Source organism: Herbidospora cretacea, from assembly GCF_001570605.1.
In the GTDB taxonomy this organism is placed as follows: Bacteria; Actinomycetota; Actinomycetes; order Streptosporangiales; family Streptosporangiaceae; genus Herbidospora; species Herbidospora cretacea.
In genome coordinates, this window is the sequence record NZ_BBXG01000001.1 from 588,937 (window position 1) to 611,242 (window position 22,306).

Consider the following 22,306-nt stretch of genomic DNA (forward strand, 5'->3'; position numbering starts at 1 on the left):
GGGCGAGGTATGTGAGCCGTCCGACCGGCCAACTGAGCGGCCACTTGGCGGAGGCGAGACGCAGCCGGCCGCAGGACGGTTGTGGCTCGCCCACTGAATCCGCCCAATAGACAGGGAGGGATACGGGCTACCATTTGGGCCGCTACCGTGCATTCATGTCATACCTCCGGTGGCGCGTCACCTGGTGGCCGGACCTGGTCCTGGCCGCCTCCGGTGTCGCGCTCTCGGCGCTCGCGAGCGAGTCGTGGGCCGGGGACCCGGCCCCGCGCGGCTACCAGGTGGCGCTGATCGCGGTCTGCACCGGCCTGCCGCTGGCGTTCCTGCGGCACCGGCCGGTCGCGGTCGCGTTCGCGCTGGCCGCGCTCCTGCTCGCGTTCGACGACGCGGGGTCGGGGCTGGCCGACGGCATCCAGATCCTGCTGCCGATAGTGGTCGGCGTGGTGGCCCGCGAGCGCACCCTGTTCTGGACGGCCCTGGCCGCCACCGCGGCATGCCTGGCCACGGCCGTCAACCTGGCCGACCCGGGCGTCGCGTTCACCACCAACTACTGGTACTACGTCGTCGGCATCGTGCTGCTGCCGGTCCTCATCGGCCGCTACCTGCAGGGGGCGGCCGACCGGCGCGACCGGGGCGAGGAGCCCGCGCCGCTGCTCGACGTGCTGTTCGCCGCCGGGGGAGTGGCCTACGCCGTGCTCGGCACCTGGTCCTACTGGGACGGCCACGACATGCGCGTCGGCGGGGTCGGCCTGCTGGCGGTGCTGTCGGGGCTGGCGCTCGGCGCGATCCGCTGGCTGCCCGGGGCGGTGCTGCTGTTCGAGAGCGCGCTCGTGCTGCTGGCCGACAACCTGGTGCCTCCCGTCGCCGACACCCTCAGGGTGGTGCTGTTCGTCGCCCTGGCGGTGTTCGCCGGCCAGGCCACCTGGCGCTGGCTGGGCGCGGGCTACCTGCTGACCTGCGGGGTCACCCTGGCCACGGTGATCGACTCGCGCGGCGACGTCACCGGCCTGACCTACGGGGTCGTCGCCACCATGGTGCTGGCCCCGGCGGCCATCGGGGCCTATGTGGGGGTCCGGCGTACCGCCGCCAGAAGAGAGGAGGAGCTGCGGGCCGAACGGGCCCGCAGCGACCGCCTGGCCGAACGCGAGCGGATCGCCCGCGAGGTCCACGACATCGTGGCCCACCACGTCGGCGCGATCGTGCTCCGGGCGGGCGCCGCCCAGTACGCCGGCGCGGGCGGCCCGGCCGCCGAGGCGCTGGCCGACATCCGCGACACCGGCCACCAGGTCCTCGACGACCTGCGCGGCCTGCTCACGGTCCTGCGCGACCCCGGCCCGGGTGGGCTGCCGGGCACGGCCCTGCCGGTGGCCGACCCCGACGAGGTCATGCGCGACGCCGCCGCCCGGGTGACCGCCGCCGGCATAGAGGTGGTGCTGGAGATCGCCCCCGAGACGGCCAGGGCCGCGCTGGTGGCGCGCGCGTCGGCGGCCCGGATCGTCCAGGAGGGTCTGACCAACGTGCTCAAGCACGCAGGAGAGGGAAGCCGGGCGACCGTGCGCGTCTCGGCCGATGACAAGGAGCTCGAAGTAGAAATCCGCAACACCCCCGGCAGGGCCCCGACGAACCTCCCGTCGTCCGGGCACGGCGTGGCCGGCATGCGGGAACGCACCCGCGCGCTCGGCGGACGGCTGACCGCGGGCCCGCTGCCCGACGGCGGCTGGCGCCTGGTGGCCACCTTCGTCCTGCCGGTGGAGGTGGGGAACCGATGATCCGGGTCGTGGTCGCCGACGACCAGGCGCTGGTCCGCGCCGGGGTCCGCATGATGCTGGAGGCCGCCGGGGACGTGTCGGTCTGCGGCGAGGCCGCCGACGGCAACGACGCCGTCCGCGTGGTCGAGCGCGAACGCCCCGACGTCGTGCTGATGGACCTGCGGATGCCGCGCGTCGACGGCCTGGAGGCCACCCGCCGGATCCTGGCCGCCCATCCCTCGGCCCGCGTGGTCGTCCTGACGACCTTCGCCGAGGACGAGAACGTGTACGCCGCGCTGCGCGCCGGCGCGACGGGCTTCCTGGTCAAGGACGACCCGCCCGACCGCATGGTCGACGCCGTCCGCCGGGCCGCCCACGGCGAGCAGCTGCTGGCCCCCTCGGTCCTGCGCCGCGTGGTCGCCCGCGCGCTCGCCGCCGAGGACCGGCGCGCCCCCGAGCGCCCGTCGTTCCTGACCGACCGCGAGATCCAGGTCCTCACCCTGGTCGGCGCCGGACTGTCCAACCAGGAGATCGCCGCCCGGCTCCACGTCGGGGTGACCACGGTGAAGACGCACGTCGCGGCGCTCATGGAGAAACTGCGGCTGCGCAACCGCACGCAGGTCGCGGTGGTCGCCCACCGGCTGGGTCTGGTCGGCCCCGACTTCAGTCCGGCCGACATGTAGGGTCGGGGTCGTGACTACCGGCGAGGACCGGATCTGGACGATCCCCAACCTGCTGAGCTTCCTGCGGCTGCTCGGCGTCCCGGTCTTCCTCTGGCTCGTCCTCGGCCCCAAGGCCGACGGGTGGGCGATCGCGCTGCTGATGGTGGCGGGCTTCTCCGACTGGCTCGACGGCAAGCTCGCCCGCGCGTGGAACCAGACGAGCAAACTGGGCCGCTTCATCGACCCGGCCGCCGACCGCCTCTACATCCTGGCCACCCTGGCGGGCCTGGTGCTGCGCGACATCATCCCGTGGTGGCTGGCCGCCCTCGTGATCGGCCGCGACGTCCTGCTGCTGTTCACGGTGCCGTTCCTGCGCCGCATGGGCTACGGCTACACGCTGCCCGTCCACTTCCTCGGCAAGGCCGCGACCGCCAACCTGATGTACGCCTTCCCGCTGCTGTTCCTCGCCTCCCACCCCGGCTGGTATGCGGAGATCTGCGGGATTTTCGGGTGGGCGTTCGTCATCTGGGGTACGGGTCTGTACTGGTGGGCAGGGGTGCTTTACGTGGTGCAGGTGCGGCAGCTCGCACGCGTTTCCTGAAGAGGGTGATCATCCCGTGAAGGCCGTGGTGATGGCGGGCGGGGAAGGAACCAGGTTGCGGCCGATGACCGCCAACCAGCCCAAGCCTCTTCTCCCCGTGATCAACCGGCCCATCATGGAACACGTGCTGCGGCTGCTGAAGCGCCACGGCTACACCGAGACCGTCGTGACCGTCCAGTTCCTCGCGGCGCTGATCCGCAACTACTTCGGCGACGGCGACGAACTCGGCATGACCCTCCACTACGCCACCGAGGAGAGCCCCCTCGGCACCGCCGGGAGCGTCAAGAACGCCGCCGACCGGCTGCGCGAAGACCGCTTCCTGGTCATCTCGGGCGACGCGCTCACCGACATCGACCTGACCGACATGCTCCGCTTCCACCGCGAGAACCGGGCGCTGGTCACCATCGGCCTCAAGCGGGTGCCCAACCCGCTGGAGTTCGGCATCATCATCGTCGACGACCACGGACGCATCCAGCGCTTCCTGGAGAAGCCCACGTGGGGCCAGGTCTTCTCCGACACCGTCAACACCGGCATCTACATCATGGAGCCGGCCGTCCTCGACGAGGTGCCTGCGGGGCGGTCGGTCGACTGGTCCTCCGACGTGTTCCCCAAGCTGCTGGAGCGCGGCGAGCGGCTGTTCGGCTACGTAGCCGAGGGCTACTGGGAGGACGTCGGCACTCATGAGAGCTACCTGAAGGCCCAGGCCGACGTGCTGGAGGGCCGCGTCAAGATCGACTTCGACGCGTTCGAGCTCTCGCCCGGCGTGTGGGCCGCCGAGGGCGCCTCGGTCGACCCCGAGGCGGTGCTCAAGGGCCCGTTGTTCATCGGCGACTACGCCAAGGTCGAGGCCGGGGCCGAGCTGCGCGAATACACCGTGCTCGGCAGCAACGCGGTGGTGAAGGAGGGCGCGTTCCTGCACCGCGCGGTCGTCCACGACAACGTCTACGTCGGCCCGGCCGCCAACCTGCGCGGCTGCGTGATCGGCAAGAACACCGACGTCATGGCCGCCGCCCGCATCGAGGAGAACGCGGTCGTCGGCGACGAGTGCGTCATCGAGGCCGAGGCCTACGTCTCCAGCGGCGTCAAGATCTACCCCTTCAAGACCGTCGAGGCCGGGGCCGTCGTCAACACCAGCGTCATCTGGGAGTCGCGCGGCCAGCGCAGCCTCTTCGGCCCGAGGGGCGTCAGCGGCCTGGTCAACGTGGAGATCACCCCCGAGCTGTGCGTACGCCTGGCCAGCTCCTACGCCACCACCCTCAGCAAGGGCGACACCGTCGTCACCAGCCGCGACGGCTCCCGGGCGGCCCGCGCCCTCAAGCGCGCCGTCATCAGCGCCCTCAACGCCAGCGCGATCAACGTGGTCGACCTGGAGGCCGCCGCCATGCCGGTGGCCCGCTTCCACACCTCCCGCGAGACCGTGAAGGGCGGCATCGCCCTGCGCACGACCGCGGGCGACCCCCAGAGCGTCGACATCGTCTTCATGGACGAGACGGGCGCCGACCTCTCCCAGGCCGCGCAGCGCAAGCTGGAGCGCGTCTTCTCCCGGCAGGAGTACCGCCGTGCCTTCCCCGGCGAGATCGCCGAGCTGTCCTTCCCCGCCCGCGCCCTCGACACCTACTCCCGCGACCTGGTCCGCTGCGTCGACATGACCGGCGTGAAGGACGCCGAGATGAAGGTCGTCGTCGACTGCGCCGGGGGCACCTCCTCCCTCGTGCTGCCCAGCCTGCTCGGCCGGGTCGGGGTCGGCGTCCTGACCGTCAACAACCGGCTCGACGACGCCTCGCCCACCGAGACCTTCGCCGAACGCCGCCGCGACCTCCAGCGCCTGGCCGAACTGGTGGCCTCCTCGCGGGCCGCGTTCGGGGTCCGTTTCGATCCGGTGGGGGAGCGGGTCTCCCTCGTCGACGAGAAGGGCCAGCTCATCAGCGAGGAGCGGGCCCTTCTCGTGGTGCTCGACCTGGTGGCCGCCGAACGCCGGGGCGGGCGGGTGGCCCTGCCGGTGACCACGACGCGGGTCGCCGAGATGGTCTGCCGCTTCCACGGCGTCCACGTCGACTGGACCGCCACCAGCACCGACGCGCTGACCACGGCGGCCCGCCACCCCGAGATGGTCTTCGCCTGCGACGGGCGCGGCGGCTTCATCGTGCCGGAGTTCGGCCCCACCATCGACGGCCTGGCCGTCTTCCTGCGGCTGCTCGGCCTGGTCGCCCGCACCCGCCTGTCGCTCAGCCAGATCGACGCCCGCATCCCCGAGACCAAGCTGCTGCGCCGGACCGTGCCGACCCCGTGGGCCCACAAGGGCGCGGTCATGCGCTCGGTGGTCGAGGCCGCCGAGGGCGACCGCATCGACACCACCGACGGCGTCAGGGTCGTGGGGGAGGACGGGAGCTGGGCGCTCGTGCTGCCCGACCCCTCAGAGGCGGTCACGCACCTGTGGGCGGAAGGTCATGACATGGACACCGCTCAGTCGCTTCTCGAACGCTGGGCCGACGTGGTCGAGCGTGCCGCCGGTTCGGCATGAAACGATAGCCTGACCGGGAAGCGGTGATCACATGTGGTTGGTGTGGCGCCATGGACCGTGGCCGGTGCCTGACGATAGCGTTGGGTGGCCATTGTCCGGCGCGTCTGCCTTGACCTTTGTGCCTGATCAGCGTAAGTTTCGGCATTCGCAAGTTTGAGCTAGTCGTGAGAGAGGCCGAGCCGTTCGATGCCCAGCGTCTACTGCACGCAGTGCGGTCACCCCAACCCCGAGGATGCCCGTTTCTGTTCGCGATGCGGTTCGCCGCTGAGCTCCCCGGCCCCTGCTCCGGCACCTCCGCAGAACCCCTACGCGACCGGTCAGGGCTTCGTGCCCGACAACACCTCCACGATCTCCCTTGAGGCGATCGAGGAGGCGACCGGCCAGGGCCTGCTCCCGGACCGTTCCGCGATCGAGCAGCTGCCGCCCGGAACCGCTCTCCTCGTCGTGATGCGCGGCCCCAACGCGGGCAGCAGGTTCCTGCTCGACAGCGACCTGACGACGGCCGGCCGCCACCCCGAGAGCGACATCTTCCTCGACGACGTCACCGTGTCCCGGCGTCACGCCGAGTTCTACCGGCGCGGCGGCCAGTTCACCGCCCGTGACGTGGGCAGCCTCAACGGCACCTACGTGAACCGGGAGCGCATCGAGGAGTTCCCCCTCGCGGGCGGCGACGAGGTGCAGATCGGGAAGTTCCGGCTGGTGTTCCTGACCCGGGGCTGATCATGGGCGCCGAGGCGGCCAGGGCCTACATGAGCATCGGAGAGGTGCTCGCCCAGCTTCAGGGCGAGTTCCCCGACGTCACGATCTCCAAGATCCGGTTCCTGGAGGGCGAAGGGCTCATCGAGCCCGAGCGCAGCCCCTCCGGCTACCGGAAGTTCACCCCCGGCGACGTGGAGCGCCTGCGGTTCATCCTGACCGCCCAGCGCGACCGCTATCTGCCGCTGCGGGTGATCAAGACGCAGCTCGACGAGTCGGCCCGCCCCCGGGGGGTCGACAGCGAGCCGGTCACCGTGCGGCTCAGCCGTGAGGAGCTGCTGGCCGCCGCCGAGATCGACGAGGAGACGCTGGCCGAGCTGGAGGACTACGGCCTGATCACCCCGTCGGCCCGGTTCTACGACGAGGCCGCCCTCGAGATCGCCCGCAGCGTGGGCGTGCTGGCCGGTTTCGGCCTCCACGCCCGTCACCTGCGCGCCGTCAAAGCCGCCGCCGAGCGCGAGGCGGGCCTGGTCGAACAGGCCGTCGCGCCGCTGCTGCGCCGCCGGGCCCCGGGCGCGATCGACCACGCCGGGGAATCCGCGCGGGAGATCACCGGGTTGTTATTACGTATCCACGCCGCGCTGCTGGAAGGGGCCGTCCGCGGCTCACTCGGCCGTTGACGCGGGTCCGGCGCGTGGGTGTTACGTTGAATGCCTGGTGAGTTGAATACCTGGTGAAATGCCGCATCCCGGAGAGTGAGCGCCTGTGTTGCAGATGGAGTTCGTGGGGGTCCGGGTGGAGATGCCCTCGAACCAGCCGATCGTCCTTCTCAAGGAGGCGAACGGCGACCGCTACCTGCCGATCTGGATTGGCATGACCGAGGCGACCGCCATAGCGCTCGCCCAGGCAGACGAACCGCCGCCCCGGCCGCTGACCCACGACCTGTTCCGCAACGTGCTGGGCGCGCTCAAGGTGTCACTCGAACGCGTCAACATCGTCGCGCTGCGTGACGGGATCTTCTACGCCGACCTCGTGTTCTCCAACGGCGTAGAGGTAAGCGCGCGTCCTTCCGACTCCATCGCGCTGGCCCTGCGGACCGACGCGCTGATCTTCGCCAGCGAGGACGTCATGCGCGAGAACGGCGTCAGCATGGCCGATGACCAGGAGGACGAGGTCGAGAAGTTCCGGGAGTTCCTGGACAACATCAACCCTGAGGATTTCGGCCGTGCCGGTTGAGTTGAGGGGTTATCTCACCTTCACGACGCGCCGGGGGCGGTCGTTGACTGTGCCTTTCCCCAGTCCTACGGTGCAAGGGAATCCACGGTTGTAGTTCGCGTACCCCCAGATCAGACCGTGGGATGAGAGAAAGCCGGAGGTCCGCAGTGGCGGTCAGCAGCGGCGAGGGTAACAAGGCCGACCAGCACGACGCGGTTCAGCGTGAGTCGGCGCGGGAGCGCGCCGGCGAGCAGGGTCTGCTGTTCGACGAGCGGCCCGCGGCGGTGCGTGACGACATCGGCTACCGCGGCCCCACGGCCTGCTCCGCCGCCGGGATCACCTACCGCCAGCTCGACTACTGGGCCCGCACCGACCTGGTGCAGCCGACCATCCGGGCGGCCCAGGGCTCCGGCTCCCAGCGGCTCTACAGCTTCCGCGACATCCTGGTGCTCAAGGTCGTCAAGCGGCTCCTCGACACCGGCGTCTCCCTCCAGCAGATCCGCACCGCCGTCCAGCACCTGCGCGACCGCGGGGTCAACGACCTCGCCCAGATCACCCTGATGAGCGACGGCGTCAGCGTCTACGAGTGCACCTCCGCCGACGAGGTCATCGACCTCCTCCAAGGAGGGCAGGGGGTCTTCGGCATCGCCCTCGGCCGGGTCTGGCGAGAGGTCGAGGGGTCACTCGCGGAGCTGCCGGGGGAACTCGCGGTCGGCCCCGACAGTGACGCGGCCGACCACCCCTCAGACGAACTGGCCCAGCGCCGGAGGGCTCGCAAGACCGGTTGAGACTCCAGCTCCCGGGTACCGGTAAGGTTGAGGTAGCCATCGACCCTGCGCGGGAGAGTCCTCACCAGCCGTTATGCGGCGAGGTGAGGCGCCGAAGGAGCAAACCTCCCCGGAATCTCTCAGGCACCCGGTACCGCCAGGCGAGGCAGCTCTGAAAAGCAGGCCCGCCGTCCAGGCGGCGCCTCACCGAAGGGGAAAGCCGGCCTCATCTGGCCGGTGAAGCTCTCAGGTCCCATGACAGAGGGGGAGACCGCCCTGGTCTCGCCTGCCCTGGAGTTCCTGTCATGACCGACCGCACACCGCTCCGTGACCTGAACGCCCCGCCGTTCGCCACCCGCCACATCGGTCCGTCCGACGCCGCCCAGGCCCGCATGCTGGAGGCCGTCGGCTATGAGACCATCGCCGACCTGGTCGCGGTGGCCGTCCCCGAATCGATCCGCACCACCGGCGCGCTGGGCCTGCCCGCCGCCGTGTCGGAGCCGGAGGCGCTCGCCGAACTGCGCGCGCTGGCCGCCCGCAACACCGTGCTGACCTCGATGATCGGCCTGGGCTACCACGACACGATCACGCCCGGCGTCGTCCTGCGCAACGTGCTGGAGAACCCGGGCTGGTACACCGCGTACACGCCCTACCAGCCGGAGATCTCCCAGGGGCGCCTGGAGGCGCTGCTCAACTTCCAGACCGTGGTCAGCGACCTGACCGGCCTCGACGTGGCCGGGGCCTCGCTGCTCGACGAGGCCACCGCCGCCGCCGAGGCGATGACGCTGGCCCGGCGGGCCTCCAAGGTCAAGGCCGACGTCTTCGTCGTGGACGCCGACGCGCTCCCGCAGACCAAGGCGGTGCTCGCCACCCGGGCCGAGCCCCTCGGCATCACCCTCGTCGAGTCGGACTTCTCCGGCGACCTGCCCGAGTGCTTCGGCGTCCTGGTGCAGTACCCGGGGGCCTCCGGCCGGGTGGCCGACTTCCGTGAGCTGGCCGCGGCGGCCAAGGCGGCCGGGGCGGTCGTGACCGTGGCGGCCGACCTGCTGGCGCTGACCGTGCTGGAGGCCCCCGGCACGCTCGGGGCCGACATCGCGGTCGGGTCGTCGCAGCGCTTCGGCGTGCCGCTCGGGTTCGGCGGGCCCCACGCCGCGTACATGTCGGTCCGCGAGGGCCTCCAGCGGCAGATGCCCGGCCGCCTGGTCGGGGTATCGCTGGACGCCGACGGCCGGCCCGCCTACCGGCTGGCGCTGCAGACCCGTGAGCAGCACATCCGCCGGGAGAAGGCGACCAGCAACATCTGCACCGCCCAGGTGCTCCTGGCCGTGATCGCCTCCATGTACGCCGTCTACCACGGCCCCGAGGGGCTGCGCCGGATCGCCCAGCGGACGCACCGGCACGCCGCCGTGCTGGCCGCCGGGCTGCGCGCGGGGGGCGTCGAGGTCGTCCACGACGAGTTCTTCGACACCGTGTCGGCCCACGTGTCGGGCCGCGCGGCCGCGATCGCCGAGGCGGCGCGGGAGCGCGGGATCAACGTGCGCCAGGACGGCGCCGACCGGATCGCGGTGGCCTGTGACGAGAAGACCACCTCCGCGCACCTGAGCGCCGTCTGGGCGGCCTTCGAGGTCGACGGGCTCTCGGTGGACGATCTGGACATCTCCACCGACGACGCGCTGCCCCAGGGGCTCCAGCGGACCACCGACTACCTGACGCACCCGGTCTTCCAGGCCTACCGGTCGGAGACGGCCATGCTGCGCTACCTGCGCAAGCTCCAGGACAAGGACATCGCCCTCGACCGGTCGATGATCCCCCTCGGGTCGTGCACGATGAAGCTCAACGCGACCACCGAGATGGAGCCGATCACCTGGCCCGAGTTCGCGTCGATCCACCCGTTCGCGCCGGCCGGCCAGACCGGCGGCTACACCGAGCTCATCGGCACCCTGGAGGGCTGGCTGGCCGAGGTGACCGGCTACGACGCCGTCTCGATCCAGCCCAACGCCGGGTCGCAGGGCGAGTTCGCCGGCCTGCTGGCCATCCGGGCCTACCACCACGCCCGTGGCGACGCCGGGCGCGACGTGTGCCTGATCCCCTCGTCGGCCCACGGCACCAACGCCGCTTCGGCCGTCATGGCGGGCATGCGGGTCGTCGTGGTCGCCTGCGACGCCGACGGCAACGTCGACATGGCCGACCTCGACGCCAAGATCGCCAAGCACGCCGACCGGCTCGCCGCGATCATGGTGACCTACCCGTCGACCCACGGCGTCTACGAGGAGACCATCGTCGAGCTGTGCGCCAAGGTCCACGAGGCCGGCGGCCAGGTCTACGTCGACGGCGCCAACCTCAACGCCCTCGTCGGCCTGGCCAAGCTGGGCGAGTTCGGCGCGGACGTGTCCCACCTCAACCTGCACAAGACCTTCTGCATCCCGCACGGCGGCGGCGGCCCCGGCGTCGGCCCGGTCGCGGTCAAGGCCCACCTGGCGGAGTTCCTCCCCGGTCGCGGCGTCGTCGGCCCGGTCTCGGCCGCGCCGTTCGGCTCGGCGGGCATCCTGCCGATCTCCTGGGCGTACGTCCGGATGATGGGCGCAGACGGTCTCCAGGCCGCGACCGAGCAGGCGATCCTGTCGGCCAACTACCTGGCCCGGCGGCTGGCCCCGCACTACCCCGTCCTCTACACCGGGCGCGAGGGCCTGGTGGCCCACGAGTGCATCGTCGACCTGCGGGCGATCACCAAGGAGACCGGCGTCACCGTCGACGACGTCGCCAAGCGGCTCATCGACTACGGCTTCCACGCCCCGACCATGTCGTTCCCGGTCGCCGGGACCCTCATGATCGAGCCCACCGAGTCGGAGGACCTGGCCGAGCTCGACCGCTTCGTCGACGCGATGGTGGCGATCCGCGCGGAGATCGGGAAGGTCGCCTCCGAGGTGTACGACGCCAAGGACAACCCCCTGCGCAACGCCCCCCACACGGCCGACGTGCTGACGGCCGACGAGTGGGACCACCCGTACACGCGGACCGAGGCCGCCTACCCGGTGGCGACGCTGCGCGACCAGAAGTACTGGGTGCCGGTCCGGCGGATCGACCAGGCGTACGGCGACCGGAACCTGGTCTGCGCCTGCCCGCCGCTCTCCTCCTACGAGGACTGAACCCCTGGCCCTTCCCTGGAGGGGGAGACAGAAACCCATCACCTTCAGCATGTCTGCCGCCTAATGGGGGACCCGGTCGTTAGGATCTTCGCAATCCCTTTCGGCCCGGTTCCCTGGAGGCCCCCCGAGATGACGGCCATCGACTCCGGACGGCAGATCGACGAGGCCCGGCGCCTCTACGACGCCGGGGATCTCGACGCCGCGGCCGCGATATTCGCGACGCTGGCGTCCGACGCGGCGGGCCCCGACCAGGCGAGCGCCGCGGTCGGCCTGTCGGTCACGGCCGAACGCATGGCCCAGATCCTCCTGGAGGAGAACGCCCCGGCCGAGGCGGCCGACCTGCTCCTGCAGGCGCTGGCCGTCCCGGGGGTCGCCGACGCGGCGCGGCTGCGGGTCCTGCTGGGCATCGCCCACCTGGAGATGGCCTGCGCCGAGTTCGAGGTGGCGGTCGAGGCCGGGCCCGACGCCGACACGGCGGCGCTGGCGATCGAGCTGCTGGCCCGGACGCTGCCGCTGCGCGGGCGCGACGCCGACGCCGAGACGGTCTGGAGCTACGGCCTCGACCACGAGGACGCCGACCTGGCGGCCCAGGTGGAGATGCGCCGGGGCCGGGCGTAGAAACCCGAAAAGGCGCCGGGGCGGCGGGATGCCGCCGTCGGCGCCGGGTGTGACCGGTGTGACCGGTTGACGTTGCTGGGCTAGGGGCGCTTGCGGCGGATGGCCGCGGCCATGTTGACCAGGACGATGCCGCCCCAGGCCAGCAGCAGGCCGAAGCTGCCCGCCTGGCTCGCCGCGATGGCGGTCAGCGGGATGCCGATGCCCAGCGACCCCAGGGCGATGGGGATCTGGCTGTTGTCGGGCTTGGCGGGCTTGACCTCCTGGCGTCGGGCCACCTCGGCTTGGACACGCGCGGTGATCTCGTTGTCGAGTTTCTCGATGAACGAGTCGACCAGGGCGTCTTCGTAGGCCGGCCCGAGGTCGCGCCGGGCCGCCAGGGTGGCGCGCAGGTCCTCATGCGGGAGAGATGTGTCAGGCACGTCCCCAAATCTGACACAACCCCTCCGGGGGCGTCATCATCCATTCGGATGACACGACCGTCATGCGGCCGGTGGACCCGCGATAACGTGCGGTTATGGAGATCGACACACCTCACGGGCCGGGCCGGGCCGAGATCGACGAGCCGGGGTCGGCGGGCATGGTCCTGCTGCTGACCCACGGGTCGGCCGGGGGAGTGGACGCGCCCGACCTGCTCGCGGTGCGCGACGCGTGCCTGAGGGAGGACATCGCCGTCGCCCGGATCACCCAGCCGTTCCGTCTGAGGGGGGCGCGGGCGCCGGGGTCGGCGGTCAGGCAGGACGAGAGCTGGCTCGCCATCGCCTCGGTGATCAAGGAGCGCTTCCCCGGATTGCCGGTCGCCCAAGGGGGGCGGAGCAACGGGGCCCGGGTCGCCTGCCGTACCGCCGGGGACGTGGGGGCCGTCGGGGTGGTGGCGCTGGCGTTCCCGCTGCATCCGCCCGGTCACCCGGAGAAGTCACGGGTCGCCGAACTGCGGGGTGCGGGGGCCGGGGTGCTGGTGATCAATGGTGACCGGGACCCGTTCGGGGTGCCTGATGAGGCGGACGCGGAACGGCTGGTCGTCGTGCCCGGAGACAATCACGATCTCCGGAAGAACCCCGCCCTGATCGGGGCGGAGGTGGCGCGCTGGCTGGTGGCGCGCCGGTGATCCCCCGTGGAAGGCGCGCGGTCAGGCGGCGGTGACGGCCATGTCGGTCGGCCGGTGCGGGGCGATGATCGCGCCGCTGGGGAGCAGTTCGCCGGTGTCCTCGAAGAGGACGACGCCGTTGCAGAGGAGGCTCCACCCTTGTTCGGGGTGGGCCGCCACAGTGCGGGCGGCTTCGCGGTCCTGCGCTTCCGCGTGAGGACAGCAGGGCTCATGAGGGCACATCGCCGGGGCTCCGTGTCTTTCTCTTGTCGCTCGTGATGTGGGTCCGCCCAGCGATGTGGGGGACGAGCGGTATGGGGTTGAGTTGACGCAAATTGGCCTACACCACTTCTTGGCCTCCACCAGTGTGCGCCAGGTCACTCCACAAGGACATAGCCCGTTCGGACGATTTCGCCCACACCCTGGTAGGGGGGTGTGATCATGTGTGTGACCTAAGACACAAGGGTGCCCGATGCACGATAACACCCCAAGCGCGACACGCCGTCAGTCTGGTAAATGACCCGTTACGAACTCTCCAGCCCGCTGAGCACGGCGGTCAGCCCGCGCTCGAAGTCGGCGTCGCCCGTGGCCACCCGCGCCTTCTCCACCTCGGCGTCGGGGTCGGCCCAGCCGGAGGCCTGCATCTCGACCGCGACGGCCCCGTAGACGTAGGCGCGCAGGGTGTGCACGGCCTCCTGGGGGCGGCCGAGACCGGCGTCCCTGAGCTGCTCGACCTGGCTCGACATGGCCAGCAGGGCCATCCCCTTGGGCGGTTTGGTCAGCGCCAGGGACAGCACCCCGGGATGCTCCAGCAGGGCGGCCCGCGCCGCGCGGGCCCAGTCGCGGGCGATCTCCTGCCAGGGGGCCTCCCTCGGTTCCACCTGCACGGCGGTCACGTGTTCGGCCAGGGCGTCCATCAGCGCCTCCTTGCCCCGGGGGAGGTGGTGGTAGATCGCCATCGCCTCCACCTGGAGCGCGTCGCCCAGCCGTCGCATGGTCAACCGGCGCAGCCCCTGCCCGTCGGCGATGTGGAGGGCGGCGTCGATGATGCGTTCGCGGGAGAGGGGCGTCGGAGGTCGCTTGGCCGGCATGCGATCATCCTGCCATCCCGGCCGGACAGGGGAGGGTCTACGCTGTCGACCAGTGCGTTTCAATCAGGACTGAGAGGTTGACGATGGCGTTTTTCCGTCCGCGGGTGAGCCGGGAGGCGGAGGTCAGGTACCACGCCGACCAGGAGATCACCAAGAGCTACGGTGACCTGCTCGACAAGGCCCGCCAGGCCGAGGCCCACCTGCGCGCCCGCCGCGCCGCCGGCGCCCCCGGAACCGAACTGCGCGCCGCCGGGATCGCCTACGACGAGGCGCTCACCGCCGCGCTGCGCGCCGCCGAGGCGGCCCAGCGGGCGACCTTCGGCGTGAAGGCCTACGACGACCGCATCCGCCGTCGCAAGGGCCGGGCGACCCCCGAGGGCGCGAAGTGGACGACCGAGGTGAGCAAGCTGCGCACCCTCCGCGAGGAGAACCGGCTGACCGGTATCGTGCGGCTGCCGCGTCCGGCGACGGCCTCGGCCCGCTGACAGATACCCACCCGGAATATCCGGGGCGTCAACGGACCGGCACGCTGCGCCGTCTAAGGATTACCTTGGGGTCAGGGAGGCCGGAGAGATGCCCGGACGGGTGAGATACGCGGCGGGCCGGCCGTGCTGGGTCGAGGTCGGCACGACCGATCTCGCGCTCAGCGAGCAGTTCTACCACGGCGTGTTCGGCTGGGACTTCGAGCCGCGCGGGCGCACCGCCTCGACGGCGCTGCTGCGCGGCGAACCGGTCGCCGGGCTGGGCCCGGCCCGTCCCGGCGGGCCGGCCTGGCTGGTCCACATCGCGGCCGACGACATCGACGAGTCGACCCGCCGCGCCGACGACGCCGGGGCCCAGGTCCTCGACGGGCCCGAACGCGTCTACGACGAGGGGCGCGAGCAGGGCTGGCGGACCGTGCTGGCCGATCCGTCGGGGGCCGAGTTCGCCTTGTGGGAGGCGGTCGCGCTGGAGGGCGCGGGCGTGCGCGGCACGCCGGGGGCCTTCTGCTGGACGGAACTCGCCGCCCGCGACGCCGACGAGGCGGCGGCCTTCTACGGGAGGGTCTTCGGCTGGACCGGCCGCCGGGCGCCCTTCCTGAGCGGCAGCGGCAGCTACACCGAGTTCGACCTCAGGCGGTCGAAGACGACGGTGGCCGGAATGGTCGAGATGACCGACTCCTGGCCCGCGGAGATCCCGCCCCACTGGATGGTCTACTTCGCGGTCGCCGACTGCGAGGAGTCGTGCCGGGTCGTGACCGGCCTCGGCGGGACCGTCACGGTCCCGCCGTTCGACCTGCCCTCCGGCTGGGCGGCGGTCGTGGCCGACCCCGCCGGGGCCGTCCTGTCGCTGATCGAGCTGACGTCGTGAGAGAGCCGGCCCGGTCGAGCGAGGTGATGGCCGGGCCGGCCGAGGGGCGGTGCGGGTCGGGGAGCGGGACCCCGTACCGGGAGGTTCTCTAGCTCGCCCAGTCGAGCAGCGGCCGGGCGTTGCTGGGGTGGCGGAGCTTGGAGAGGGACTCCTTCTCCAGCTGGCGGATGCGCTCGCGGGTCAGGCCGAGGTGCTTGCCGATCTCGTCGAGCGTGTGGGGCTTGCCGTCGGCCAGGCCGAAGCGCAGGGCCATGATCTTGGCCTCGCGCGGCGACAGGTTGTTCAGCACGCCCTTGAGCTGCTCGGCCAGCAGCTGCCGGTCGACGACCTCGGAGGCCTCCAGCGAGTCGACGTCCTCGATGAGGTCGCCAATGCGGGTCTCGCCGTCCTCGCCGATGGTGCTGTCGAGGCTGATCGGCTGGCGGCTGGTGCGCAGCAGCTCCTCGATCTGGTCGGGGGTCTTGTCGAGCTCGACCGCCAGTTCCTCGGGGGTGGGTTCCCGGCCGAGGCGCTGGTGCATGTCACGCTCCACCCGGGAGAGCTTGGAGAGCATCTCCAGGACGTGGACGGGGAGCCGGATCGTCCGGGCCGAGTCGGCGAAGCCGCGCTGGATGGCCTGGCGGATCCACCACATCGCGTAGGTGGAGAACTTGAAGCCCTTGGTGTAGTCGAACTTCTCCACGGCCCTGATGAGGCCGAGGTTGCCCTCCTGCACCACGTCGAGCAGGGCCATGCCCCGGTCGGTGTACTTCTTGGCCACGGACACGACCAGGCGGAGGTTGGCCTCCAGCATGTGGTCCTTGGCGCGGCGGCCGTCCTCGATGACCCATTCCAGGTCCTCGCGGGCCGCGGCCGACAGGTGCTCACCGCTCTCCTCGGCCGCGTCGAGCTTGTACTCGGCGTACAGACCGGCCTCGATGCGGCGGGCCAGCTCGACCTCCTGGGCGGCGGTGAGCAGGGTCCGGCGGCCGATCGACTTCAGGTAGGTGTGGACGGAGTCGCCCATCGCCGAGGAGGTGTCGTCGAGGTCGCCGACCGCGTCGGCCACGTCGGCCTCGGTGACCTCGTCGTCGTCCTTGACGGAATCCTTGCCGGGGGCTTCCTTGACAGGGGACGTAGTCTTCAGAGTGTCGTCGGTGGTCTCGGCCAGGCTCACTCCGGCCTCGGTCAGGCCGCGCAGGATGCCACGGGCCTTGGTCGCACTCACGTTGGCGTTCACGAACGCCTCGCGCAGTTCGGTCAGGGAAAGGCGACCCTGCTTCCGCCCCCGCTCCAGGAGCTGGTCGAGAGTCGTCGGAACTGCCTCGCGCACGGGCGGGCTAGACGCCACGGCGGTTCGGGGCATGAGGACACCTCCTCCTTCGCGGAGATCAAAAATTCGTCGTCAGTGAGTTCTCGGCAACGCCTGGGCGCCCATACGCCACCACGGCTGCCTTAGTAAGAACGCCAACGCCGGATATTTGTTCCCGTGTTACCTAAACCGCACGGAAACCGGGGTGCCGGTCAGTTGAGGGTGACCTCGACCCGGGGGATCTCCATGGGCTCGGCCCGCTCGAGGTTCTCGGGGGTCCAGTAGCCGCCGACCTCCTCGGGGTCGGACTCCAGCTCCCTGACCACCACGTTGGAGGGGACCGGCTCGGGCTCAGGCGCCGGGGTCGCGGTCTTCTCACCCTCGACGGTCTTCAGCAGGCGCTGCTGCTCGAACTCCAGCCGCCCGTCGGCCGCGGCCGCGGCCACGCTCAGGCCACCGACGACGATGACACCGACGATCCCGGCGGAGATCAGCATCTTCGGAGTCGGGATCATGGATCTGCGTCCTTTCGTCGGGCCACCTGATCGTATGACGGATGATTGTCACACTTGGTTCCGTATGGCGACCATATCGGGTTTGCCGTTGGGGAGCAGGGGAAGCGCCGTGACCTGGACCAACACCTTCGGGGCGGCGTAGGCGGGCAGTTCCGATTTGGCATGGCTGCGGAGCTCGGCCAGGGTCGCCTCGCCCGCCACGACGGCCACCACCACCTGCCCCCACTCGGGGTCGGGACGCCCGATCACGACCACCTCCCGGACCTTGGGGTGGCTGGCCAGGACGTCCTGGACGACCCCCGCGACCACCTTCTGGCCGCCCGTGTTGATCACGTCGTCGGCCCGGCCGAGGACCTTCAGGCGGCCGTCGTCCAGCTCGCCGAGGTCGTTGGTGGTGAACCACGGGCCCGTGTGCCGGGGGCCCAGGCGCAGGCCGTTGAGGAGCATCGGGCCGGCGATCATGATGCGGCCGTCGGGGCCCAGTTTGAGATCTACATTGTCAAGGGGGCGGCCGTCGTACACGCAGCCGCCGCAGGTCTCGGTCATGCCGTAGGTGGTGAAGATCCGCGGATGGCGGCCGAGCAGGTCGGGGCCGGCCGCCGCGCCGCCCAGCAGGATCGTGGTGAACGCCGACACGTCGGGCAGGCGGCGCAGCTGCGTGGGGACCAGCGAGACGTGGTCGGCGCCGGAGGCCATGACGGCCGACGGATCGAAGGTCTCGTGGACGATCGGGTCGGTGCCGCACAGCAGCGCCCGGGTGATCACTTGGAGGCCCGACACGTGGGAGGGCGGCAGGCAGCACAGCCAGCGGTCGCCGGGCTCGGCGCCGATCCGGTCGAGCGAGGCCCGCGCCGAGGCCAGCAGCGCCTCCGCCGAGAGCTCGACGCCCTTCGGGACGCCGGTGGACCCCGAGGTGGCGATGACGACGGCGGTGTCCTCCTGGGCGGGGACGCCCTCCGGGAGCGCGGTCGTGCCGCCGGGTGTGGTGACATGGGTGGGCCGTAGCGTGTCGAACAGCGCCGTGACCGCCCGTGGGGGCAACGATGGCGCGACCGGCAGGACGGCCGGGCCGCTGCCGTCGAGCGCGGCGGCCACCGCCTCGGCGAGGGCGGGGCCAGGGGGCAGGACAAGTGCGTGCACCGGACGATCGACCACCTGGTCAGGGTAGCCGGGCCGGTGCGGGAGAGCGGGGAGGGTGGCGTGGAGCTGCGGGTGTTCCGGATTCCGATGACGGTCCGGTTCCGGGGGCAGACCCGGCGGGAGGGCGTCCTGATCAGGGGCCCGCACGGATGGGGCGAGTTCTCCCCGTTCCCGGAGTACGGCCCGGCCGAGTGCGCGCGCTGGCTCGCCTGCGCCCGGGAGGCCGCCTTCGAGGGCTGGCCCGCACCGCTGCGCGAGGCGATCCCGGTCAACACGACCGTGCCGGCCGTCGGGCCGGAGAAGGCCGCCGCGATGGTGCGCGCGTCGGGCTGCGCGACGGCCAAGGTCAAGGTCGCCGAGGCCGGCCAGACGCTCGCCGACGACCTGGCCCGGGTGGAGGCGGTCCGCGACGCGCTGGGGCCGGGCGGGCGGATCCGGGTCGACGCCAACGGCGGCTGGGACGTCGACGAGGCGGTCCGCGCGATCAAGGAGCTCGACCGGTTCACGCTGGAGTACGCCGAGCAGCCCAGCGCCACCCTCGACGAGCTGGCCCGGGTCCGGCGGCGGGTCGACGTGCCCGTCGCGGCCGACGAGTCGATCCGCAAGGCGGAGGACCCGCTCAAGGTCAGGGCCGCCGAGGCGGCCGACATCGCGGTGGTGAAGGTGCAGCCCCTCGGCGGGGTGCGCCAGGCGTTGCGGGTGGTCGAGGCGTGCGGTCTGCCGGCGGTCGTGTCGTCGGCGGTGGAGACCTCCGTGGGCCTGGCGGCGGGGCTGGCGCTGGCCGCCGCGCTGCCGGAATTGCCGTACGCTTGCGGACTCGGGACCATGTCGCTCTTGGCCGGGGACGTCGTCGCCGATCCGCTCGTCGAGGAGCGAGGGGTCATCCGCGTGCGCCGTCCCGAGGTGGACGACGACGCCCTGGCGCAGTTCGTGATCGAGTCGCCGGAGTGGATCCGGCGGATGGAGGGGGCCGCCGTGTGAACCCGGCTACCGCGCTGGCGACCGTACTCGTCGATGAACTGGCGCGGTGCGGAGTCACCGAAGCGGTGGTCGCACCCGGTTCCCGGTCCGCGCCCTTGGCGCTGGCGATCCACGACGACCCGCGGGTCCGGCTCCACGTGCGGACCGACGAGCGTTCGGCCGGTTTCCTCGCGCTGGGCCTGGCCAAACGGCTGGAGAAGCCGGTCGCCGTGATCACGACGTCGGGCACGGCCGCCGCCAACCTCCACCCCGCCGTGATCGAGGCGAGCGAGGCGGGGGTGCCGCTGCTGCTGCTCACCGCCGACCGGCCGCCCGAGCTGCGTGGCACGGGCGCCAACCAGACGATCGACCAGGTGAAACTGTTCGGCTCGGCCGTGCGGTGGTTCGCCGAGATCGGCGTGCCCGAGGAGCGTCCGGGGCAGGTGGCCTACTGGCGGTCGCTGGCCTGCCGCGCCTACCAGCGCGCCGAGGGGCCGGGCGACCCCGGTCCGGTGCACCTCAACGTGGCGTTCCGGGAGCCGCTCGTCCCCGACGGCGACGACGACTGGCCCGAGACGCTGGAGGCGAACGGGCCGTGGGTGCGGGCCAGGGTGGCGCCGCCGTCCTCGGCGCTGCACATCCCGGCGACCCGGCGGGGCGTGCTGGTCGTGGGCGACGGCGCGGCCAACGTGCGGCGCTACGTCGCGGCGGCCGGGATGGCCGGGTGGCCGGTGCTGTCGGAGCCCAACGGCGGCGGCCGCTACGGCGACACGGCGATCTCGACCTACCACTTCCTGCTCGGCACCCCCGGCTTCGCCGAGGCCCACCAGCCCGACGTGGTCGTCACCCTCGGGCGTCCCGGGCTGTCCCGGCCGCTGATGGCCTGGCTGAAGCGGGCGCAGGAGCACGTCGTGGTCGCCCGCGACCTGACCCGCTGGCCCGACCCGACCCGGTCGGCCACCCAGGTGGCGCAGGCCGTGGAGATCCCGGTCGCGGCCGGCGGCGACCAGTGGCTCAACACGTGGCGGCGGGCCGAGATGGCCGCCCGCCACGCCGTCGACGACGTGCTCGACGCCGGTGGGCTGAGCGAGCCCCGGCTGGCCCGCGACCTGGCGGCGCTGATCCCGAACGGGTCGCTGCTGTTCTGCGGCTCCTCGATGCCGATCCGCGACCTCGACCAGGCCATGCGGCCCCGGCGCGGGGTGCGGCTGATGGCCAACCGGGGGGCGTCCGGGATCGACGGCCTGGTCTCGACGGCGGCCGGGGCGGCGCTGGCCCACCACGGGCGCGCCTACGCGCTGCTGGGCGACCTGTCCTTCCTCCACGACCACAACGGCCTGGTCATCGGGCCCCGGGAACCCCGGCCCGACCTGTGCGTCGTGGTGGTCAACAACGACGGCGGCGGGATCTTCTCGCTGCTGCCGCAGTCGTCGCTCGGCGGCTCGTTCGAGCGGATCTTCGGCACCCCCCACGGCGTCGACCTCGGATATCTCGCGGCGGCGACGGGCACCTCGTACACCGTGGTGACCGACCCCGACGACCTGGAGAAGGCGATCCGCGGCGAGGGGCCCCGCCTGGTGGAGGCCCGCACCGACCGGAACTCCAACGCGGCCGTGCACGTCGCCATGCGCGACGCGGTGCGGGCCGCGATCAGCTAAGGAACTCTGATGCACCTCGAACAGTGGCTGGAGCGGATCCCGGACCTCTGGGTCTATGTCGTGGTCGGTCTCGTCATCGGGATCGAGAGCCTCGGGATCCCGCTGCCGGGGGAGATCGTGCTGGTCAGCGCGGCTCTCATGGCGGCGAAGGGGTTCGTCGACCCGGTGCTGGTCGGGGGGTGCGCGATCGGCGGGGCGATCGTCGGCGACTCGATCGGCTTCTACATCGGGCACCGGGGCGGACAGGGGCTGTTCGACCGGCTGGGGCGGCGCTTCCCCCGGCACTTCGGGCCCGGCCATGTCGACCGGGCCAAGACGCTGTTCCGGCGCTGGGGCGTGTGGGCGGTGTTCTTCGGGCGGTTCGTCGCGCTGCTCCGCATACTCGCCGGGCCGCTGGCGGGGGCGTTGCACCTGCCCTACTGGCGCTTCCTGTGCGCCAACGTGCTCGGGGCGATCGCGTGGGCCGGGGGGACCACGGCGGTGGTCTTCTATCTGGGCATCGTGGCCGAGAAGTGGATGAGCCAGGCGTCGTGGGTGGCGCTGGTCGTCGTGGTGGTGTTCGGCGTGGTCAGCGTGGTGTGGGTGCGGCGGCGGACCCAGTCGTAATCGGGCGTTCACCATCGAAAAGGACGGGCCGGTATTCCCTACTATATTGACAGGTTTTGGGGGTATTTCTACGATGAGAGGAACTGATCGAGAGGAACCCCATGTCAGCGAAGCGGTTTGCCGTCCTGCGCGGCGACGTCCCGCGACCGTCGGTCTCTCCTGAAACCGGAACGGACACCCGCGACCTCTTCCGGAGCGCCTTCCGCCGGCACGCCGCCGGGGTGGCCGTCGTCACCACGGCGGGCCCGGTCGGTTTCACCGCCACCTCGCTGGCCTCGGTCTCGGCCGAGCCCCCGCTGGTCACGTTCGGCATCGGGCTCGGCTCGTCGAGCTGGCCCGCGATCCGCGACCAGGACAGTTTCGTCGTCCACATCCTCGGCGAGTCCCAGCGCGACCTGGCCGCCCTGTTCGCCCGCAGCGGGGCCGACCGGTTCGGCCCGGAGACGGCCTACACCGCCCTGCCCACCGGCGAGCCCGTCCTCCACGGCGTGGCGGCGTGGCTGCGGTGCGAGATCAGGGAGCGGTTCGTGGCGGGGGACCACCGGCTGGTGGTCGGCCTGATCACCGAGGGGGAGACGGTCCCCGGCCGCCGGCCGCTGCTCTACCACGACGGGACGTTCGGGTCCTTCGCCTAGGCGGG

General features: G+C 71.7%; 23 protein-coding genes and 2 riboswitches. Of the genes, 17 read left to right on the forward strand and 6 right to left on the reverse strand.

Annotation, left to right across the window (positions count from 1 at the left end; genetic code table 11):
* Positions 1-155: 155 nt before the first annotated feature.
* The 10 genes from AW270_RS01905 to AW270_RS01950 all read left to right on the forward strand — a co-directional run bounded on the left by AW270_RS01905 (position 156) and on the right by AW270_RS01950 (position 11,971).
* On the forward strand, positions 156-1,766 hold the full coding sequence (locus AW270_RS01905; RefSeq protein WP_082801215.1) for a sensor histidine kinase: 1,611 nt from the start codon (positions 156-158) through the stop codon (positions 1,764-1,766).
* Positions 1,763-2,428, forward strand: a complete 666-nt coding sequence (locus tag AW270_RS01910) for a response regulator (RefSeq protein WP_061289764.1) — start codon at positions 1,763-1,765, stop codon at positions 2,426-2,428. Before AW270_RS01905 ends, AW270_RS01910 begins: the two co-directional genes overlap by 4 nt.
* Before the next feature lie 10 nt (positions 2,429-2,438).
* Positions 2,439-3,008, forward strand: a complete 570-nt coding sequence (gene clsA, locus AW270_RS01915) for a cardiolipin synthase ClsA (RefSeq protein ID WP_061289767.1) — start codon at positions 2,439-2,441, stop codon at positions 3,006-3,008.
* A gap of 16 nt (positions 3,009-3,024) precedes the next feature.
* A complete protein-coding gene (locus AW270_RS01920) occupies positions 3,025-5,529 on the forward strand; it encodes a mannose-1-phosphate guanyltransferase (RefSeq protein ID WP_061289770.1) in 2,505 nt (834 codons plus the stop codon).
* Positions 5,530-5,715: 186 nt separating this feature from the next.
* Entirely contained in the window at positions 5,716-6,249 is a 534-nt protein-coding gene (locus AW270_RS01925; RefSeq protein WP_061289773.1) for a zinc-ribbon and FHA domain-containing protein, read from the forward strand.
* Positions 6,250-6,251: 2 nt separating this feature from the next.
* The gene (gene ftsR / locus AW270_RS01930) at positions 6,252-6,905 is read left to right on the forward strand and encodes a transcriptional regulator FtsR (protein WP_061289776.1); all 654 of its coding nucleotides are present in this window, start codon (positions 6,252-6,254) and stop codon (positions 6,903-6,905) included.
* Between the two features lie 85 nt (positions 6,906-6,990).
* Positions 6,991-7,461: a bifunctional nuclease family protein gene (locus tag AW270_RS01935; RefSeq protein WP_157521615.1), complete on the forward strand. Its 471-nt coding sequence runs from the start codon at positions 6,991-6,993 to the stop codon at positions 7,459-7,461.
* A gap of 146 nt (positions 7,462-7,607) precedes the next feature.
* On the forward strand, positions 7,608-8,228 hold the full coding sequence (locus AW270_RS01940; protein ID WP_061289782.1) for a MerR family transcriptional regulator: 621 nt from the start codon (positions 7,608-7,610) through the stop codon (positions 8,226-8,228).
* A 40-nt stretch (positions 8,229-8,268) separates the two neighbouring features.
* A riboswitch (glycine riboswitch) is annotated at positions 8,269-8,374 on the forward strand.
* Positions 8,375-8,476, forward strand: a riboswitch (glycine riboswitch).
* 36 nt (positions 8,477-8,512) lie between these two features.
* On the forward strand, positions 8,513-11,353 hold the full coding sequence (gene gcvP / locus AW270_RS01945) for an aminomethyl-transferring glycine dehydrogenase (RefSeq protein WP_061289785.1): 2,841 nt from the start codon (positions 8,513-8,515) through the stop codon (positions 11,351-11,353).
* 129 nt (positions 11,354-11,482) lie between these two features.
* A complete protein-coding gene (locus AW270_RS01950) occupies positions 11,483-11,971 on the forward strand; it encodes a hypothetical protein (protein WP_061289788.1) in 489 nt (162 codons plus the stop codon).
* Positions 11,972-12,051: 80 nt separating this feature from the next.
* Here AW270_RS01950 and AW270_RS01955 read toward each other — a convergent pair whose 3' ends face one another.
* Positions 12,052-12,390 carry a hypothetical protein gene (locus AW270_RS01955; RefSeq protein WP_061289790.1) on the reverse strand — a complete coding sequence of 113 codons (339 nt, stop codon included), beginning with the start codon at positions 12,388-12,390 and terminating at the stop codon, positions 12,052-12,054.
* A gap of 95 nt (positions 12,391-12,485) precedes the next feature.
* On the opposite strand from AW270_RS01955, the gene AW270_RS01960 reads away from it, so the two are divergent.
* Entirely contained in the window at positions 12,486-13,076 is a 591-nt protein-coding gene (locus AW270_RS01960) for an alpha/beta hydrolase family protein (protein WP_061289793.1), read from the forward strand.
* A 21-nt stretch (positions 13,077-13,097) separates the two neighbouring features.
* Here AW270_RS01960 and AW270_RS01965 read toward each other — a convergent pair whose 3' ends face one another.
* Entirely contained in the window at positions 13,098-13,298 is a 201-nt protein-coding gene (locus tag AW270_RS01965; RefSeq protein WP_061289796.1) for a DUF5999 family protein, read from the reverse strand.
* A gap of 281 nt (positions 13,299-13,579) precedes the next feature.
* Positions 13,580-14,146: a TetR/AcrR family transcriptional regulator C-terminal domain-containing protein gene (locus AW270_RS01970; protein ID WP_061289799.1), complete on the reverse strand. Its 567-nt coding sequence runs from the start codon at positions 14,144-14,146 to the stop codon at positions 13,580-13,582.
* A gap of 104 nt (positions 14,147-14,250) precedes the next feature.
* Between AW270_RS01970 and AW270_RS01975 the strand changes: the two genes are divergently transcribed.
* Complete coding sequence (locus AW270_RS01975; RefSeq protein WP_245674530.1) at positions 14,251-14,631, forward strand: hypothetical protein; 381 nt, start codon at positions 14,251-14,253, stop codon at positions 14,629-14,631.
* 88 nt (positions 14,632-14,719) lie between these two features.
* On the forward strand, positions 14,720-15,496 hold the full coding sequence (locus AW270_RS01980; RefSeq protein ID WP_061289805.1) for a VOC family protein: 777 nt from the start codon (positions 14,720-14,722) through the stop codon (positions 15,494-15,496).
* Between the two features lie 88 nt (positions 15,497-15,584).
* Here AW270_RS01980 and AW270_RS01985 read toward each other — a convergent pair whose 3' ends face one another.
* The 3 genes from AW270_RS01985 to AW270_RS01995 all read right to left on the reverse strand — a co-directional run bounded on the left by AW270_RS01985 (position 15,585) and on the right by AW270_RS01995 (position 18,457).
* On the reverse strand, positions 15,585-16,841 hold the full coding sequence (locus AW270_RS01985) for an RNA polymerase sigma factor (RefSeq protein ID WP_061289807.1): 1,257 nt from the start codon (positions 16,839-16,841) through the stop codon (positions 15,585-15,587).
* Positions 16,842-16,999: 158 nt separating this feature from the next.
* Positions 17,000-17,302 (reverse strand): hypothetical protein, encoded by a 303-nt coding sequence (locus tag AW270_RS01990; RefSeq protein ID WP_061289810.1) that lies wholly within the window; start codon positions 17,300-17,302, stop codon positions 17,000-17,002.
* Positions 17,303-17,350: 48 nt separating this feature from the next.
* Positions 17,351-18,457, reverse strand: a complete 1,107-nt coding sequence (locus tag AW270_RS01995) for an AMP-binding protein (protein ID WP_061289813.1) — start codon at positions 18,455-18,457, stop codon at positions 17,351-17,353.
* 51 nt (positions 18,458-18,508) lie between these two features.
* Between AW270_RS01995 and AW270_RS02000 the strand changes: the two genes are divergently transcribed.
* From AW270_RS02000 to AW270_RS02015, 4 genes are all read left to right on the forward strand, one after another.
* Positions 18,509-19,423, forward strand: coding sequence for an o-succinylbenzoate synthase (locus tag AW270_RS02000; RefSeq protein ID WP_082801247.1), 915 nt, complete (start codon positions 18,509-18,511; stop codon positions 19,421-19,423).
* Positions 19,420-21,060 carry a 2-succinyl-5-enolpyruvyl-6-hydroxy-3-cyclohexene-1-carboxylic-acid synthase gene (gene menD / locus AW270_RS02005; RefSeq protein ID WP_174549833.1) on the forward strand — a complete coding sequence of 547 codons (1,641 nt, stop codon included), beginning with the start codon at positions 19,420-19,422 and terminating at the stop codon, positions 21,058-21,060. Before AW270_RS02000 ends, menD begins: the two co-directional genes overlap by 4 nt.
* A gap of 9 nt (positions 21,061-21,069) precedes the next feature.
* Positions 21,070-21,666: a DedA family protein gene (locus tag AW270_RS02010; protein WP_061289819.1), complete on the forward strand. Its 597-nt coding sequence runs from the start codon at positions 21,070-21,072 to the stop codon at positions 21,664-21,666.
* A 101-nt stretch (positions 21,667-21,767) separates the two neighbouring features.
* Positions 21,768-22,301 (forward strand): flavin reductase family protein, encoded by a 534-nt coding sequence (locus AW270_RS02015; protein ID WP_082801217.1) that lies wholly within the window; start codon positions 21,768-21,770, stop codon positions 22,299-22,301.
* The last annotated feature ends 5 nt before the right edge of the window (positions 22,302-22,306 follow it).

Bases quoted from the DNA above. Each gene is read 5' to 3' on its own strand.
- AW270_RS01980 (WP_061289805.1), top strand. From the start codon at position 14,720: ATGCCCGGACGGGTGAGATACGCGGCGGGCCGGCCGTGCTGGGTCGAG.
- ftsR (WP_061289776.1), top strand. From the start codon at position 6,252: ATGGGCGCCGAGGCGGCCAGGGCCTACATGAGCATCGGAGAGGTGCTC.
- AW270_RS01970 (WP_061289799.1), bottom strand. From the start codon at position 14,146: ATGCCGGCCAAGCGACCTCCGACGCCCCTCTCCCGCGAACGCATCATC.
- AW270_RS01965 (WP_061289796.1), bottom strand. From the start codon at position 13,298: ATGTGCCCTCATGAGCCCTGCTGTCCTCACGCGGAAGCGCAGGACCGC.
- AW270_RS01905 (WP_082801215.1), top strand. From the start codon at position 156: ATGTCATACCTCCGGTGGCGCGTCACCTGGTGGCCGGACCTGGTCCTG.
- AW270_RS01950 (WP_061289788.1), top strand. From the start codon at position 11,483: ATGACGGCCATCGACTCCGGACGGCAGATCGACGAGGCCCGGCGCCTC.
- AW270_RS02015 (WP_082801217.1), top strand. From the start codon at position 21,768: ATGTCAGCGAAGCGGTTTGCCGTCCTGCGCGGCGACGTCCCGCGACCG.
- AW270_RS01990 (WP_061289810.1), bottom strand. From the start codon at position 17,302: ATGATCCCGACTCCGAAGATGCTGATCTCCGCCGGGATCGTCGGTGTC.
- AW270_RS02010 (WP_061289819.1), top strand. From the start codon at position 21,070: ATGCACCTCGAACAGTGGCTGGAGCGGATCCCGGACCTCTGGGTCTAT.
- AW270_RS01910 (WP_061289764.1), top strand. From the start codon at position 1,763: ATGATCCGGGTCGTGGTCGCCGACGACCAGGCGCTGGTCCGCGCCGGG.
- AW270_RS01960 (WP_061289793.1), top strand. From the start codon at position 12,486: ATGGAGATCGACACACCTCACGGGCCGGGCCGGGCCGAGATCGACGAG.
- AW270_RS01925 (WP_061289773.1), top strand. From the start codon at position 5,716: ATGCCCAGCGTCTACTGCACGCAGTGCGGTCACCCCAACCCCGAGGAT.
- gcvP (WP_061289785.1), top strand. From the start codon at position 8,513: ATGACCGACCGCACACCGCTCCGTGACCTGAACGCCCCGCCGTTCGCC.
- AW270_RS01985 (WP_061289807.1), bottom strand. From the start codon at position 16,841: ATGCCCCGAACCGCCGTGGCGTCTAGCCCGCCCGTGCGCGAGGCAGTT.